Source organism: Alkalibacterium psychrotolerans (assembly GCF_054784355.1).
The window spans coordinates 1-16,280 of record NZ_BAAGPH010000015.1; the positions used below are offsets into that span (position 1 = coordinate 1).

At 44.9% G+C, this 16,280-nt stretch carries 12 protein-coding genes and 2 pseudogenes; 9 read left to right on the top strand and 5 right to left on the bottom strand.

What is annotated here, in order from left to right:
* Positions 1-444 (top strand): annotated as a pseudogene (locus tag ACYVLS_RS02325) (transposase); the annotation flags it as partial.
* 2 nt (positions 445-446) lie between these two features.
* Positions 447-875: pseudogene (locus ACYVLS_RS02330) on the top strand (TrlF family AAA-like ATPase); the annotation flags it as partial.
* A 151-nt stretch (positions 876-1,026) separates the two neighbouring features.
* Here the strand turns inward: ACYVLS_RS02330 and guaA are convergent.
* From guaA to ACYVLS_RS02355, 5 genes are all read right to left on the bottom strand, one after another.
* Complete coding sequence (guaA, locus tag ACYVLS_RS02335; RefSeq protein ID WP_460320760.1) at positions 1,027-2,583, bottom strand: glutamine-hydrolyzing GMP synthase; 1,557 nt, start codon at positions 2,581-2,583, stop codon at positions 1,027-1,029.
* A gap of 34 nt (positions 2,584-2,617) precedes the next feature.
* Complete coding sequence (guaB, locus tag ACYVLS_RS02340; RefSeq protein ID WP_460320763.1) at positions 2,618-4,099, bottom strand: IMP dehydrogenase; 1,482 nt, start codon at positions 4,097-4,099, stop codon at positions 2,618-2,620.
* A gap of 482 nt (positions 4,100-4,581) precedes the next feature.
* Positions 4,582-6,102: an ABC transporter permease/substrate-binding protein gene (locus tag ACYVLS_RS02345; RefSeq protein ID WP_460320766.1), complete on the bottom strand. Its 1,521-nt coding sequence runs from the start codon at positions 6,100-6,102 to the stop codon at positions 4,582-4,584.
* Positions 6,102-7,067 (bottom strand): ABC transporter ATP-binding protein, encoded by a 966-nt coding sequence (locus ACYVLS_RS02350; protein WP_460320769.1) that lies wholly within the window; start codon positions 7,065-7,067, stop codon positions 6,102-6,104. The genes ACYVLS_RS02345 and ACYVLS_RS02350 overlap by 1 nt, the downstream gene beginning before the upstream one ends.
* Positions 7,068-7,265: 198 nt before the next feature.
* The gene (locus ACYVLS_RS02355) at positions 7,266-8,606 is read right to left on the bottom strand and encodes a dihydrolipoyl dehydrogenase family protein (protein ID WP_460320772.1); all 1,341 of its coding nucleotides are present in this window, start codon (positions 8,604-8,606) and stop codon (positions 7,266-7,268) included.
* 232 nt (positions 8,607-8,838) lie between these two features.
* Here ACYVLS_RS02355 and ACYVLS_RS02360 point away from each other — a divergent pair, with 232 nt between their 5' ends.
* The 7 genes from ACYVLS_RS02360 to ACYVLS_RS02390 all read left to right on the top strand — a co-directional run bounded on the left by ACYVLS_RS02360 (position 8,839) and on the right by ACYVLS_RS02390 (position 16,198).
* Positions 8,839-9,312: a GNAT family N-acetyltransferase gene (locus tag ACYVLS_RS02360; protein ID WP_460320774.1), complete on the top strand. Its 474-nt coding sequence runs from the start codon at positions 8,839-8,841 to the stop codon at positions 9,310-9,312.
* 142 nt (positions 9,313-9,454) lie between these two features.
* Positions 9,455-10,825, top strand: a complete 1,371-nt coding sequence (locus ACYVLS_RS02365; protein WP_460320776.1) for a M24 family metallopeptidase — start codon at positions 9,455-9,457, stop codon at positions 10,823-10,825.
* Positions 10,826-11,255: 430 nt separating this feature from the next.
* Positions 11,256-12,449, top strand: a complete 1,194-nt coding sequence (locus ACYVLS_RS02370) for a hypothetical protein (protein ID WP_460320778.1) — start codon at positions 11,256-11,258, stop codon at positions 12,447-12,449.
* A gap of 14 nt (positions 12,450-12,463) precedes the next feature.
* The gene (locus ACYVLS_RS02375; protein WP_460320781.1) at positions 12,464-13,657 is read left to right on the top strand and encodes a hypothetical protein; all 1,194 of its coding nucleotides are present in this window, start codon (positions 12,464-12,466) and stop codon (positions 13,655-13,657) included.
* Entirely contained in the window at positions 13,654-14,598 is a 945-nt protein-coding gene (locus ACYVLS_RS02380; RefSeq protein ID WP_460320784.1) for an ABC transporter ATP-binding protein, read from the top strand. Before ACYVLS_RS02375 ends, ACYVLS_RS02380 begins: the two co-directional genes overlap by 4 nt.
* On the top strand, positions 14,579-15,490 hold the full coding sequence (locus ACYVLS_RS02385; RefSeq protein ID WP_460320786.1) for a hypothetical protein: 912 nt from the start codon (positions 14,579-14,581) through the stop codon (positions 15,488-15,490). The genes ACYVLS_RS02380 and ACYVLS_RS02385 overlap by 20 nt, the downstream gene beginning before the upstream one ends.
* A 12-nt stretch (positions 15,491-15,502) precedes the next feature.
* Complete coding sequence (locus tag ACYVLS_RS02390; RefSeq protein ID WP_460320789.1) at positions 15,503-16,198, top strand: hypothetical protein; 696 nt, start codon at positions 15,503-15,505, stop codon at positions 16,196-16,198.
* The last annotated feature ends 82 nt before the right edge of the window (positions 16,199-16,280 follow it).

The window sequence follows — 16,280 nt, forward strand, 5'->3', positions numbered from 1 at the left end:
CAAGATAACGAAAGTGACGAAACCTGGTCTCTCTTTTTCGACTACCTTAAAGCCAGAGGGTTAAATGGCGTAAAGCTAGTGATCTCTGATGCCCACAAGGGCTTAGTTAAAGCAATCAAACAGTCATATACTCATGCTTCATGGCAACGATGTCAGGTACACTTTATGCGCAATATCCTTAGTTCTATTCCTAAGAAAGAGTCAAAACCTTTCAGAGAAGCGATTAAGGGGCTATTTAAATTGACGGATATTGAAATGGCCCGAAAGGTCAAGAATACTCTGGTCAACGACTATATAGAACAACCGAAATACCGAAAAGCCTGTGAAAAGCTGGATGAAGGTTTCGAAGATGCCTTCCAATACTTAGTGGTTGGACAGGCTCAATCAAGATTAAAGAGCACGAACCTGCTTGAACGGTTAAACCAAGAAATTAGACGCAGAGAGNGATGTCCCCAGGTAAAAAAGCATTTGTAATACTAAAATTAATTTTAGAATTTTCGGATAGCAAAATTCCAGTGTTAATTGATCAACCAGAGGATAGTCTAGATAATAGAGCCATTTATAATGAACTAACTAAATATTTAAAAATAACAAAACTAAATCGTCAAATAATAATTGTAACTCATAACCCTAATATTGTAGTAGGTGCGGATTGTGAAAATATAATAGTTGCAAATCAGCATTCAGAAAATGCTAAAAATAAAAATGGAACTAAATTCGATTATATTAACGGAAGTTTGGAGAATTCCTTTCTAAAGAATAGTTCTTTTGTCTTAGAGCAAAAAGGTATAAGAGAGCACATCTTTGAGATATTAGAAGGTGGGAAGGAAGCTTTTAAAAAACGCGAACAGAAATATAATGTCAAGAGAATGTAATTACACGAATGTTTTAAGATTATTTAATTATGATGATAATTGTAAAAAAGCAACCGAAATTGTAGATTAATCTACTAATTACGGTTGCTTTTTAATACGACTTTCAGTGAAATATTTAGAATCGACTTGGTTAAAGTTTCTATAGACTTACTTACTCCCACTCCACAGTTGAAGGTGGCTTGCTCGTTACGTCGTAAACGATGCGGTTGACGTGCTTGACTTCGTTGACGATTCGGACAGAGATTTTCTGCAAAACATCCCACGGGATGCGGGCGAAGTCTGCGGTCATGCCATCAATCGATGTGACGGCGCGAATACCGATTGTATAGTCATAGGTACGGCCGTCGCCCATGACGCCGACACTCTTGAAGCCTGGTAAGACAGTGAAGTATTGCCAAATGTCACGGTCCAAGCCGGCATTTTTGATTTCTTCTCTTAAAATCGCGTCACTTTCGCGGACGATTTCTAGTTTTTCTTCAGTAATTTCACCAATTACTCGGATTCCTAGACCTGGCCCAGGGAAAGGCTGGCGCCAAACAAGAGATTCAGGCATGTTCAGTTCCAGTCCGAGTTCGCGGACTTCGTCTTTAAACAAGGTATTCAGTGGTTCAATCAGTTCAAAGGTCATGTCATCAGGCAGTCCGCCCACGTTGTGGTGAGACTTGATAGTCTGAGCAGTGGCTGTTCCACTTTCAATGACATCAGTATACAAAGTTCCCTGAGCCAGGAAGTCGATGCCATCCAGTTTCATCGCTTCATCATTAAAGAGGTAAACAAATTCGTTTCCGATGATTTTACGTTTTTGTTCAGGATCAGATACACCGGCTAATTTATCCAGGAAGCGGTCTTTGGCATCAACGCGGATAACGTTCAAACCAAACTTCCCTTCCAAGCTTTCCATGACCTGGTCCCCTTCGCCTTTTCGCAGTAAACCGTGGTCGACAAAGATACAAGTCAGCTGGTCGCCAATGGCTTTGTTTAACAACACACCCACAACGCTGGAATCGACTCCGCCAGATAAGCCTAAAAGGACTTTGCGGTCGCCGACGCGTTCCCTGATTTTTTCAACTTCCATATCGATAAAGTTCTGCATGGTCCAGTTGCCTGAACATCCGCAGACGTTGAATGCGAAGTTGCGCAAAATTTCATTTCCGTGTTCGGTATGGCGAACTTCTGGGTGGAACTGCACGCCATGGAAGTTCTTGTCAGTGTTTTGAATGGCACTGATTGGGCAGTGGTCGTTTGAAGCGGTGACTGTAAAGCCTTCCGGACTTTTCGTTACATAATCACCATGGCTCATCCAGACGTTTTCTTCGGTTTCAAGCGTTGTGAAAAGATCAGCCGTGCGGTCTTGTACGCTGATTTTCGCTTTACCGTACTCACGGTTCTTGCTTGGCTTCACTTCGCCACCCAGCATGTAAGTCATCAGTTGCATGCCGTAGCAAATGCCTAAAATTGGAACGCCCAGATCGAAAATTTCCGGGTCGATGGAAAAAGCGCCGTCGTCATAGACGCTCATCGGTCCACCTGAGAAAATAATCCCACTGACGTTCATTTCTTTCAGTTCTTGGGCCGTCGTTGTATGCGGCAGCAGTTCAGAATACACACCGAATTCTCTAATGCGGCGGGTAATCAGCTGATTGTACTGGCTTCCGAAGTCCAGGACGATCAGCTTTTCCAGTTTTGTCGTATCAATAGTAGAAGTCACTCAATTCACACCTTATCTGATTAGTTTTGTTAATTTAACGCACGGAATAGTTTGGGGCTTCTTTCGTAATCTGTACATCATGCGGGTGAGACTCACGCAGTCCGGCTCCACTCATTTGGATGAACTGGGTATCTTCGCGCAAAGCTTTCAAGTCTTTGGCACCGGCATAACCCATTCCTGAACGTAGGCCACCCATCATCTGGAAAATGACTTCCTGCAGGCTGCCTTTGTACTCAATACGGCCTTCGATGCCTTCAGGGACCAGTTTGTTGGCTTCGTTTTTAGAATCCTGGAAGTAACGGTCGCTTGATCCTTTTTTCATGGCGCCTAAGCTGCCCATGCCGCGGTATGTTTTGAACCGACGGCCCTGGAAGAGTTCGAATTCACCAGGTGATTCGTCTGTTCCGGCAAGTAGGCTACCTAGCATAACGGCATGTCCGCCGGCTGCGAGTGCTTTGACCACATCACCGGAGTACTTGATGCCGCCATCTGCGATAATCGCTTTGCCATATTCCCTAGCAACGGTTGCTGAATCATAAATAGCAGTAATTTGAGGGACACCGACACCGGCAACGACTCGCGTTGTACAAATGGAACCCGGTCCAATTCCGACTTTAACGACATCAACGCCTGTTTCAAACAAGGCGCGGGTTCCTTCAGCTGTTGCCACATTTCCAGCAATCAGAGCAACATCTTTAAATTCGTTACGCAGTTCTTTTATTTTGCGAATCACACCGGCACTGTGGCCGTGCGCTGTATCAATGACAATAACGTCCACACCGGCATCTATAAGGGCCTGAGCACGCTCAAATGAGTCGCTCGTTACCCCAATAGCTGCACCAACGAGTAAGCGGCCATGTTCATCTTTCGCGGCGTTTGGAAATTCAACGACTTTTTCAATATCTTTAATGGTAATCAGACCGCTTAATCGTCCGTTGGCATCAACAATAGGCAGTTTTTCGATTTTATGTTTCTGCAGAATCTTTTCTGCATCTTCCAAAGACGTGCCAACGGGTGCAGTCACTAAATCGTCTTTCGTCATGGCGGTGCTGATTTTTTGAGTATAGTCCGTTAAAAAGCGCAGGTCACGGTTGGTCAAAATGCCGACCAAAACACGGTCTTCCATTGAATTGACCAAAGGCACACCACTGATGCGGTAGCGGGACATCAATTCTTCGGCATCTGAAATGAGGTGCTCCGGTGTCAGGTAGAAGGGGTCGATAATGACGCCATTTTCTGAGCGTTTTACTTTTTTGACTTCCATAGATTGGTCTTCGATGGACATGTTTTTATGAATAATTCCCAGACCCCCTTGACGGGACATGGCAATCGCCATACGTGAATCCGTCACCGTATCCATGCTTGCACTCAAGACGGGAATAGATAGTTTCACTTTATCGGTCAGTGATACACTCAAATCCACATCATTTGGCAGGACATGGCTTTCCTGTGGCATTAATAGGACATCATCAAAAGTAAATCCTTTTTTGGCAAATTTAGTTTCCCAAGTTGTCATAAATCAAATTCCTCCTCAAAGAATAGGGTGACGGGCTGATAATTTTAAGGATTAGTGTATCAAACGGTCTGGAGAGAAGCAATCGGTATTTCCAGTTAGTTTTAATGATGAGAACAGACTAAGACAGCGGGATGTCTGTGATAGAAAAAAGGAGTAGCGTCAGAAAGGGAATGCAGCCGTTTCCAATTGGTGTTTTATGAAAAAGAGCAAAAGATAGCTGTGTTTAAATTCTAATTGAATTCTAATGATTAATCAAGTCCCATCTGGCTTTATTGTTAAGAAAAGGGAATATAAATACGAATATTCGTCAGTTTTAATCTGTTTATATGAGCAAAAGACGAACATTAACAAGGTTGAACTTGAACTTATCCGGGCTAAAAATGTAGGAATGCGGAAAGGTTTATCTGTACAAAAAAACAGTCCAACCGACCTCAAGGGCAGCTGAACTGTTCTATTATTTCATTTATAATCATATGAAGTGTTTATTCGCTAAGCAGGCCTTCTTCAATCAAGAATTCACGGGCCACTTCTTCAGCTGGTCGGTCTTCAAAGGCAACCTGGTAGTTCATTTCACGCATCTGATCGTCCGTAATGCGTCCATCTAGTACGGATAGAATATCCTCAATTTCAGGGTACTCTTCAACAAGAGATGTCATCATTAAAGGTGCCCCTTGGTAAGGAGGGAATAAACTCTCATCATCTTCAAGAACGACAAGGTTATTTTCAGCTATATCGGCATCCGTACTGTAGGCATCAATCAGGTTAACGTCGCCACGTTCAATGGCTGCATAGCGGAGCTGAGGTTCCATCGTAGTGACACTGGCAAAGGAAATGCCGTACATACTTTGGATACCAGGGTATCCGTCATCTCGGTCATTGAACTCGATGGTAAAGCCAGCGTTCACCAGATCGGTAACGTCTGCCAGATCCGAAATGGTTTCCAGCTCATGTTCTTCGGCAAAATCAGGTGCAACGGCAAGAGCATAGGTATTGTTGAAGTCCATCGGGTCCAGTAGGGTCATATTATACTCTTCCTGGAGCAGGTCGCGGGCTTCAATGAACACCTCTTCTTCGCTCGTTCCCGGTTCTGGAATGGTATCAAAGAAGTTCGTCAAAACGGTCCCGGTAAATTCGGTATAGATATCTACTTCGCCAGAACGTAGTGCGTTAAAGACAAAGGTTGTTCGTCCAAAGTTCGGCTCAACGCGTGCGGTCAAGTCACTTTGATCTTCAATCAGGAGTTTGTAGACATTCATCAGTATTTCCGGCTCAGGTCCCATTTTTCCGGCAATCACTAAGTCTTCGTCTTCACCAAATAGCAGAGGGATTGTTAATAGTCCGGTAATAACTAGCAGCCCCGTGCTCAGTATAATCACTGTTTTTCTGAAGGAGGTCTTCTGCAAATAGCGCAGTAATTGGTCAAACAAAATAGCCAACAGTGCAGCCGGAACAGCCCCTAAAATAATCAGGTTGTTGTTTCCGCGGTCAATTCCTAAAAGAATCAAGCTACCTAACCCACCGGCACCAATCAAGGCGGCAACCGTTGCGGTACCGATAATCAGAACCATCGCGGTACGGATACCGGCCATAATGACAGGCAAGGCCAGAGGCAGCTGAACTTTTCTCAGTTTGCGCCAGCGGTCCATTCCCATAGCATCAGCCGCTTCATTGAGAGACGGGTCAATGCCGGTTAAGCCGGTGTAAGTATTTCTTAAAATAGGGAGCAGCGCATAGATAATCAAAGCCGTAATGGCCGGCACAGTTCCAATACCCACAAGTGGAATCAAGAGACCTAAAATAGCCAAGGACGGAATTGTCTGGAAAATGGCAGTGACTTGAATAATCGGTTCGGCCAGTTTTTTACGTTCCATCAGGAAAATACCCAGTGGCACGGCAATCAGGACGGCAATGAATAATGAGATAAATGAAAGCTGCATATGTTCAATCAGCGCTGTCCATAAGTCTCCGCTTCGTGCTTGTAATGTTTCGATTAATGCTCCCATTAGACTGAAACCTCCTTCTTATCGCCTAGGTTCCCTGCAAGGTACTGCACCAGGAGATCTCGCGTAATGATTTTGTCCACGTCGGTCGTCTCAGTTACTTTAACAGACGGGTGTTTCGACAAGGTCAGAATCAAATCATCGATTGTCGTTGAAGCGTCAACAGATGCGGTAAAGACTGTTGTTTCTGTGGTGTAAAATTCATGGTCAAGTAGATGCTGCACAGTTTTTTCTTCTTGATAATGCGGCAGGCCTGTCTGGAGAAACTCTTTGACAAAGTCATTTGCCGGGTGCTTGAGGATTTCCTCAGCCGTTCCCACTTGTTCAATTTTCCCTTCATTCATCACACAAATCCGGTCGCCTAAGTTAATAGCTTCCTGCATGTCATGCGTCACAAAGACGACTGTTTTTTTGAATTTATGCTGCAGGTTGACAACGTCCTGTTGCAGATGGCTTCGGGTAATCGGGTCTAAGGCACTGAAGGGTTCATCCATTAGAATGATTTCCGGATCAGCTGCCAGCGCTCGAATGACACCGATTCGCTGCTGTTCACCGCCGGATAGTTCAGACACTTTGCGGTCCCGGTACTGATCGGGGTCAAGGTTGACGCTCTCAAGCAGTTCCGTTACGCGGTTAGACATGTCTTCTTTGGACCACTTTTTCATTTCCGGCACAATCACGATATTTTCCTCGACGGTCATGTTTGGGAAAAGGGCAATCTGCTGAAGCACATAGCCGATATTCCAGCGCAGTTCCTGAAGATCATAGTCGCTGATGGGTTTGCCATCAATCTTGATGTAACCTTTCGTCAGTTCAATGAGCTGATTAATCATTTTCAGCGTTGTCGTTTTACCGCTCCCACTAGGGCCAATTAACACAAAAAATTCCCCTTCATTTATCTCAAGTGAGAAGTCGGAAACGACAGCTGTTCCATTGTATTCTTTCGTTACTTTGTCAAAATGAATCATAGCCGTACCTCCCCATATTCTATTGAATTAGTATAACAAACTTGTTACAAAACTCTGTAATCATATACTCAGAAAGTTTAGTCACAGCTGGTTAAATACTATAGACACAGTCTTTTTAAGCTGCAAAATCAGTTGAAACAGCCTGTCAAAATGAATAAAAAACCATTCACCTCCAATAAATGAGGTGAATGGTTTATATTACTTGTAAAGAGAAGACAAGTCACTGCCGATGGATGGATAAGCAAACATGATCGAGGATAGTTCCTCTGCTTTTATCTGACGGTTAATCAGAAAACTGAAATAGTTAATCAGCTGATCTGCTTCATTGTTCAAGCAGGACGCGCCGACTAGCTGACCGGACTTTGTCTCTGTAACAACAGTGACTCTACTGACTGCTTCATTCGTCCGGCTATAGCTGAACCATTTGCTTGTATCGGTAGTGGCAACGTCATAGTAATCCGGATGCTTCTCAGCTTCTTCAGCCGTTACACCAATCTGAGCCAGCTTGGGAGACGTAAACACAATGGTTGGAATGGTCGGATAGACTATTGGCTGATCCGTTTGCTCGGTCAGATAGTTCATCAGGTAGCTGGACTCAAAACTGGAAACAGGTGTCAATTTCGGCTGTTTTTTGGACAGGACATCACCTAATGCGTAAATGGACGGGTTGCTTGTGCGAAGATGCTGGTCCACTAAGATACCGCCTTTGTCATAATCCACATCAGCTGCTTCCAAGTTCAGTGTATCGGCGTTGGGAATCCTTCCGGTTGCAGCAAAGACTAAGTCAGTTGTCAGTTTGAAATCCTGCTTGTCGGTAAGGAAGTAGCCCTTGTCCGTTTGTTTGATTTCTGCCAAGTCTGTATTTAAATGAAAAGTAACCCCTTTACTTTCTAGCTGATGCATCACTTCACGGACGAAATCCTGATTATAAGCTTTGAGTGGCGTATCATTGTGCTGTATCACATGAACCTCAGCTCCTGCAGCATTGGCAATGGATGCCAGTTCAAAGGTGATGTAGCCGCCGCCCACAAATGTAAGGGTGTCGGGCATATCGGGAAGCGAGAGAAAGTCATCGCTTGTCAGGAAATGTTCCGACCCGGGGAGGTCAAGGATACGTGGACGGGCACCGGTGGCAATAATAAACTGGTCCGCTTTAACGACAGACTCGCCGACTTCTATGGTTTGCTTATTAATAAATTTAGCCGAACCGGTTAGCGTTGTGACTCCGGCATCTTCCAGTCCTTTTTTGCTTTGTTCAGAAACAGGGTCGGTAAAGGTCTTTTTAAACGCCATCAAATCAGGCCAATTGATATGAATTTCCTCTTTAACGCCTTTTCCACTCAGTTGGTTTGCTTTATCTTTCGCTTCAACGGCAGACAAGAGTACTTTTTTTGGATCACAGCCTCTGTTGGGACACGTTCCGCCCCACAAATCCTCTTCCACGATAGCGACTTTTTTTCCGGACGAAGCGAGTCCCATAGCGATGCTTTTGCCGGCCACGCCACTGCCAATGACAATGACATCAAAACGTTCAGTCATGTTCATTCCTTCCTTTCTTTCTGGTTCATTATTAATAGTTGATTCATTTTACGTTACTTAATTTAAATGGCTTAATAAAAGAGTATCACTTATGATAGAGCTTTACCTAGTTTGAACCCTCGGGAAAGAGGACTTTATCGCTTTAAGTCAGTTATGGTAGGATAGGTAAAATTAATCGACTACATTCAAATCTGGGCTTTTGAAAGCAATTAATTTAAATGGGGGATTTTATATGGTGAAGCTACGGAAAATAGAAGAAAAAGATAATCAGGTTTTAGGGGAAATTGTTCAGCGCTCGCTGGAAGAAGAAGGGTTGAATATGCCGGGGACAGCCTACTTTGATCCCTATTTGTTCTCTTTATATGAGTATTATCAGAAACCGGACAGGCAGTACTGGGTTCTGGAAAAAGAGGGCAAGGTCATCGGAGGCATTGGGGTCGGGCCTTTTGATGAAGAAAGACGAATCGGTGAAATTCAAAAGCTCTATATTATAAAGGCAGAGCGCGGTCAGGGCTATGCACATCAGTTGGTAAAGAAAGCGATGGAATACGGTAAGAAACAATATGACGCGCTTTATATTGAAACCTTTGCGTCTTTATCCGATGCGAATCACTTGTATCGGAAGTATGGTTTTAATAAGTTGGATGCGCCACTGGATGGAACGGAACACAGCGCCTGTGATACTTGGCTGCTTCGTGAGTTTTAAAGAGAATACATTCAAAAGGCTTGTGCTGTATGAGAAAATACTTACGCAGGGGCCTTTTTCTATATCATATGCTATGATTGAGTTAACTCACGGACTAATATTTAAAAAAGTAACCCCCACATAGAAAAGGAAGAGGATAGTCATGACAGTGGAAGTTAAAGAAGTCAACGCACCGAAACCCGATCACTCAGAACGTAAAGTGATGCTGACGGATAAAACGATGCAGGAGCGACTGGACAAGGTATTGAAAAGAATGAAAGACAGTGGCTTGTCTTCGCTGGTTATTTATGCCGATAAGGAGCATGGCAGTAACTTTGAGTACCTCGTCGGCTTTATTCCGCGTTTTGAAGAAGCTCTGCTCGTTGTGAATGGTGATGGGTCCAGCACACTGATACTCGGAAATGAAAACTTTAATAAAGTGAAGCATGCACGAATTCAGGCAGTCGGTAAAAAGTGTTCACTTTTTTCACTGCCTAATCAGCCGATGGGAGACTTGAGTGAGCTGTCCTCAATTTTGAAAGAAACTGAACTGGATAATTCTAAGGAGGTCGGCGTCGCTGGCTGGAAGCTGATTCCTGAAATGACTCGCCAGTTTGATGTGCCTCAGTTTATAATTAATGCTCTGGAAGAAAGAACAGGTAAAGACAAACTGGTCAATGCGACAGAACTCTTTATCGGTCCGGAAAAAGGTGTCCGAGTTACAAATAATGCCAACGAACTGGCGCATTATGAATACGGGGCGTCTTTGGCAGCCGATGCCGTTCTGGGCGCGATGAATGCACTTGAAGTTGGTGTGAGTGAACTGGAGATTGGTAACCATCTTCATAAAAACGGTCAGTACCCTAATGTTGTGACCATCGGAGCATTTGGCGAACGATTTGAAAAAGGGAACCTCTTTCCAACAGCTAATACACTGGATAAAGGCGACAAAGTGGCTCTGACTGTCTCCTATAAAGGCGGTCTGTCCAGTCGGTCTGGTTATGCGGTCGAAAGCTTGGATGAACTGGAGACTGCGGATGCAGGCTACCTTGAAGAAGTGGTGCTGCCGTACTTTGAGGCCTATCATTTCTGGCTGACACACGTGGAAATTGGAATAACTGGCGGATCTTTTTATGATGCGTTTGATGCTGCTTACCCTCAGTCAGACTTTGGCTGGGAACTTTGTCCGGGACACTTGACGGCTGATGAAGAATGGTTGTCATCCCCTTTTTATAAAGGATCAGAAGCAGTCGTCCAGTCCGGCATGATTTTCCAAGTAGACTTTATCCCTTCTCAAAAAGGGCACAACGGAGTGTCCGCTGAGAGTACGGTTGCTGTGGCTGATGCCGACTTGCGAGGAGCTATAGAGCAGGATTATCCTGCACTGTGGAATCGAATTTTAAAGAGACGAGTGTATTTGAAGGATGAATTGAACATCAATTTGCCAAAAGAGCTTCTGCCGCTGGCGAGCACAATCGGTTACTATAGACCGTTTCTACTGAACAAAGACTGTGCATTAGCAATTCAAGACTAAGCGATTATAAGGACAGACGATTTGCCTAACTGCAGGCGAATCGTCTTCTTTTTTTATAAAAAGGGTTTGTCATTGCTTTTTATTGAGTGGACGGGCCAACTCGGGAAGATAAGTCAGAGTGAGACGACCCGCTACAGCGTAGGCTAGCCAACTCAAATGAGACAGTCAGAGTGAGATGCTCCGCTGTAGCTCAGGCTAGTCAACTCGCATAAGAAAGCAAGCGTGAGCCGGCCTACCCACTATCACACTAAGGGACAGGTACTTACTAATTCTAAATAACCAGCTAAAAAGCCTGTCAAAAAACCGATTTATGAAGAAAGTATGAAGATTAATTTAAATGAGAAAAAAATGATAAATATCCTTTTTTTATAATATACGTGTGATAAACTTATTAAAATAATACAAATTTTACATATGAGGGACCGATTGAATGAGTAAGCAAGTGATGAGTGAAACCGTCAGATATATGTGGCGAAACAAGAAAAACCGGCTGATTATGTTGATTGCGTTCGGCGGTATGCTTTTGTACAGCCTGCTGATACTGCCGAATGTCCAGGGGATAGACGAAGTAGATGTGCAGCAGCTGGAAAGAGAGCTGGCATCGAATCAGCAGACATTTGAAGATCGACTGGAAACCGGCCAGACGGTTTCCTCTTTATTTACAGGAACAAGTGCCTATGAAGTGGCACGAAATGAATTTGTCAGTCAAAGGGATTTACTGTCGGCTATCCGAACAGGTGACGCGAGAAGGTACCTAGAGATTCCTTATCGACCGGCCAGCGAGAACAATCCAGGCGAAGAAGATGAGGAGAGTGTGCTCTTTTTAGGTCGTCAAAGAGAGAACGACTATCAGCAGCATAAAAATGCTGTCTACATAAATGAAGTGGACCCACTGAGTTTTCATCACATTCATGAGCGAACCAGTCTCCAACAGCTGCATCTGTTTATGATTGGCTGGGGACCTTATGTCCTGATTTTTCTGCTGCTCTTTATGATTAGTGATGTAGTGACAAAAGACAGAAAACTGACTACCCAAAAAATTGGCGTGTCCAAAAACTGGTTTATCTATCTGCTGGTACAGTCTGTTGCGGCACTGGGCTTTGTGGTGGTGTTTCTCGCTATGTTAGCTGGTACGTTTTACCTGGTTAATGGGCTGCTGCACGGCTTCGGGTCAGGTGCACTCCCGGCGGGCTTCTTTGAAACCGTTCCGGAAGGCGAGCCTTTCCATCAGTCTTTCCTGACTACCATCCCGTTAAGTGAGTTTTTCTTAAGGGCCTTCCCTTTTTTAGCCTTGCTCTTGTATGGCTTCACTCGACTGAATACTGCCTTCAGTCTTTTGCTAAAACAGGATGTCGTTGTTTTAATTGCATCAATGTTCACGCTGCTTTTCCCCTTTCTTTATTACGGAGAGGAAACAACTGATCTCCTGGGAGTTCATTTGAGCTGGTTCCCGCAGACTTACTTTCACTTTGGGGAAGTGGTAACTGGATTGGTCGAGCAGACGCTAGGTCAGACGATTCCGCTCTCGCGAGGGCTAATCGTTTTAGCTGTCACCATCCTCATTCTGGAAGGGTTAAATTTCTTACTGTCCAAACTGATAACGAGACAAAAATTCTTAGCTTAGGAGGCGTGCATTAAATGAAAAAAATTATGAAATGGAACGGCAGACTGTTGCTCCGCGACTGGAAGACACGCCTTTTGCTGTTAGGATTGTTTGTCTTTCTCGGATCCTTTTCTCTGCTTTACAGACAGCAGAATGTAACCTTACCGGAAACGCAGCTGCGGTCGGAATACAGCGATGCGCACCAGATTTTCCGGCTGATACCGGATGCGCACTTTGAAGGCGACTTGGGCCAGGAAGTTCAACGGCGTCTGGGACGCAACTCCAGTCTGATTGGCTTGAACCGCTACATACTGACGCAACGGGAAGGGAATACCGTCGAAGGCCTGGAAGAGGTTGTGTCGGATTACTTGAATAATGGTCGGGAGATGGCCGAAAACAACCTGTACTTGCATGAAGCGACTGATTTTGAATCATATGATTTGCTTCAGGAGGTATACTTGCCGTCTGTTGATGAAGTGGAACAACAGCTGGCCTTCTTTGATGCACTGGATGAACAGAATCTGGATATCGAATGGAATCCTTATGCCTCTGCACAGGTTCATCAGCAGCAGCTGGAATTGTTCGTTTCCGTTGTTCTGTTTATTATTATTGCTCTCCTCGCCGGGGATCATTTTACAAAAGAACAGCAGAAAAACTATAGCGTGACACAAGGCCTTCCGATACCGGTGAAATGGCAGTGGCGGACACGCAGCTTTATGCTGTGGGCTGTCATCTGGCTGGTTGCTTTAACGGGTCTGCTGACGAGTTATGTCATTTCCCTTTTTTTCGAGACTACAGGCAGTCTGGCTTATCCTACTGAACTTTACATTAATGGTGCGGTGTCTTATATCCCGATGTGGCAGTACAGTCTGCTGCTGATCGGAATGGGTATGCTGGTGAGTTATTTATTCCTGTTGATAGTGACAGGCTTAAGCTGGATGATACGAAATGTCTACCTCACTCTGTTCATTACTGGGGGCCTGGTGATGCTGTATTCCATCTGGCAGTTTATTCCACCACTGACAGGCTGGCAGCCGTCCTTCTACACGAATCTGGTTGGAGTGACAAGCGGGGAAGCGGCGAGTCGTTTTGGCCTGCCGGGCATAGTGTTCTGGCGCCTTCCTCTCATAGCCGGTGCGGTCTGGCTGTTTCTTGAAGGCATTTTTCATTATGTCTATCAGTACATTCCAACGCAGACACTTGGATTAAAAAGGAGAGAGTCTAAATGACACTGACAATTAAAGATTTAACAGTAGCTTACGGTGACCGGACCATACTGGACAACATTTCATTTACATTGGAAAAAGGTCAGATTATTGGTCTTGTCGCACCTAACGGGACAGGGAAAACGACGCTGTTCAATGCAGTCATGCGTTTTATTCCGGTCGAAGCCGGTACCATTAAAATTGACGATAAAGAGTATTCCGCCAGTGACAAAGACGTTCTGGCTTTGCACAGACAGATTACCTTTTTCCCGAATCAGGCGGATCTGCACGAAAACTTTTCCGGCACGGAGCATATCGAAATGTATGCGGACATGTGGGCGGGGAAACGTGAACAGGTTCAAGCGATTATTGACCGTCTGGAAATGAATGATTATGTTGACCGAAAAGTCAGTTCCTATTCACTTGGGATGCGCCAGCGCCTATGTTTTGCGATGGTGATTGCGGCGGATACACCAATCATGTTCATGGACGAAGTGATGAACGGCTTGGATCCCGAAAATGTATCACTTGTATCAGATATTTTGATTGACCTTAGAAAAGACGGAAAAATTATTATGGTAGCATCTCATTTGCTGGACAATTTGGATGAGTATGCGGATAAAGTCTTTTTCCTTAAAGACAAAGTGCTGCATTTTGTGTTTGACCATCATGATAAAAAAGAGGATTATTTCAAAGTCATGTGTACGAAAAAACAGGCCGCTTTACTGGAAGAGACAGTCCCTCTGCCGGAAGGCACGATTCATCTGGGCAACAGCATGCTGTGTATTCCGCTTTTACCCCTTTCAGAAAAAGAACAGATGGCTTTGTATCAAGTTATTCGTCAGCTGGAAACAGGCGCATTGACTATCGGTCCGCTTGGAACGGGTGAATATTATTCTCACCTTTACGGGCTTGAACTGCATTCATATGACAGGGGGCACGATTATGCCGAACAGTCTGTCTAAAAAAGGACGGTTGACCGGGTTCTTGTTTGTCAGTGTCTTGTTACTGGCAGGCTGCACAAGTTTTACCGGCATCACTAATCCGCGCTACGATGGCGAAAGAGTTGTGCCGGATGACGAGGCTATAGAAGCGCACCAAACAGAAGCGCGTGTGGATTCTGATATGGAAGAATGGTACCTGCGTTATCCATTAAGTGAATCGCTCAGCGAGCCTTCCTTGGACTTCACGGGAGACGAGACGCTTGAACTGACCGACGAAGAATTAGTCATTGGTGAAGACATGCCAGCAGGGCGAGCAGTTCTGCAGGGCGAACCGAGTGATTTTCGTCCGGAACAGCGGATTTTCCATACCGCTAATGTGACGATAACTGACGAAAACGATGCAGTGGTGTTTGAACAGCATTTCCAGGATGATGTCGGTGTGATGCAGGCTGTGGTGGACTTGAGAGAGGGGCACACCTTCAGAATGACAGGGAATGACCCAATTCTTCATGTCTCCTATGATGAAGCCAATGCACCGGAATTGACTCAGGTAGAAGCTTCGTCAGATGCAATTGCTTTGATAGCCGGTCATTATGAAGTGGGGAACCAGATTGAAGCGGGGACTTACGTTCTGGCTGGTTTTCTGAGTCCCAGGGCGTCCGAACTGTTTGTTTTTTCTGGAAATGAGTCTCCGAAAATCATCGATTTGCATGCCCGCCTGTCTCAGCATCAGCTGATTAGTGAAGAAGACAATCAGGCGATGCTGGACAGTGGTCAATTGACTGAAAGTGAGTATGAACAGAATGAGGAGGAGCGGGAGCGTGCTCGAGCAAACAGACCGACGCTGACGCTTGAAGAAGGCGATACCCTTTACTTACCGATGGTGAGCCGGCTTTTACTGGAAAAAAACTAGAAGAGGTGCCCTATGTATGAGTTCTGGATAGAAGCGGAGCGGTTCTACACCCTAATCATGCCCGCAGTCATTATTGCCTATGTTTTTCTCATAGGTCTGATCATACTTGTCTATGCCTATGCTGAACGTATCAAGCTGCGCCGGCGTGTGACCAGTATTATCATACTCACGGCGACACTGCTGGCTGCCGGTTATTTTGCATTCGGTCATTTTCAGTATCGAGAGTGGATTCAGCAGAATGAATTTATTCACCCCGGCATCCGCGAATACAGCTATATTCTTGGCATACGGTCAGATGAAGACCGCGCGCTAGTCAGACAGTTTCGCCGCTCGTCAAATATATCTATCCAGATGAGTGAGCTGGACATGTACGAATCGAAACCAGTAGAGGTCGACTTTCCTTACACCTATCTCGGTTCACGAGACAGTACACACTATTTTTCCTTTGGGGAGGATGAACAGTTCGCCTTTCGCATCCGAGGAGAGCTGGCCTGGACAGATGGCAGACGGGAAATGACGGGGACCGAATTTAACCTGACTGATGACCGCTTTGAATCCATTGGTTTTGTTCCTCAGTCTGCGCCAATATTTGAAACACTTTACCTGCCAGAAGAAGAGCAGAGGGAGCTTTCCAACTTGTCGGATTACCAGCTCGTTTCTGTTTCACGACTCTATGCCGAGTGGATTTTTCCAAATCAGAGCAACTGACTCTTGAAAAATGAAACCCCACAGTCATCATTCTGTTATCATTATAGGATTGTATTTTTAAGAATGGACGAGTAAAATGGAG

Coding starts and splice junctions, on each gene's coding strand:
- guaB (WP_460320763.1), bottom strand. CDS start 4,099: ATGACAACTTGGGAAACTAAATTTGCCAAAAAAGGATTTACTTTTGAT.
- ACYVLS_RS02345 (WP_460320766.1), bottom strand. CDS start 6,102: ATGGGAGCATTAATCGAAACATTACAAGCACGAAGCGGAGACTTATGG.
- ACYVLS_RS02350 (WP_460320769.1), bottom strand. CDS start 7,067: ATGATTCATTTTGACAAAGTAACGAAAGAATACAATGGAACAGCTGTC.
- ACYVLS_RS02355 (WP_460320772.1), bottom strand. CDS start 8,606: ATGACTGAACGTTTTGATGTCATTGTCATTGGCAGTGGCGTGGCCGGC.
- ACYVLS_RS02360 (WP_460320774.1), top strand. CDS start 8,839: ATGGTGAAGCTACGGAAAATAGAAGAAAAAGATAATCAGGTTTTAGGG.
- ACYVLS_RS02365 (WP_460320776.1), top strand. CDS start 9,455: ATGACAGTGGAAGTTAAAGAAGTCAACGCACCGAAACCCGATCACTCA.
- ACYVLS_RS02370 (WP_460320778.1), top strand. CDS start 11,256: ATGAGTAAGCAAGTGATGAGTGAAACCGTCAGATATATGTGGCGAAAC.
- ACYVLS_RS02375 (WP_460320781.1), top strand. CDS start 12,464: ATGAAAAAAATTATGAAATGGAACGGCAGACTGTTGCTCCGCGACTGG.
- ACYVLS_RS02380 (WP_460320784.1), top strand. CDS start 13,654: ATGACACTGACAATTAAAGATTTAACAGTAGCTTACGGTGACCGGACC.
- ACYVLS_RS02385 (WP_460320786.1), top strand. CDS start 14,579: ATGCCGAACAGTCTGTCTAAAAAAGGACGGTTGACCGGGTTCTTGTTT.
- ACYVLS_RS02390 (WP_460320789.1), top strand. CDS start 15,503: ATGTATGAGTTCTGGATAGAAGCGGAGCGGTTCTACACCCTAATCATG.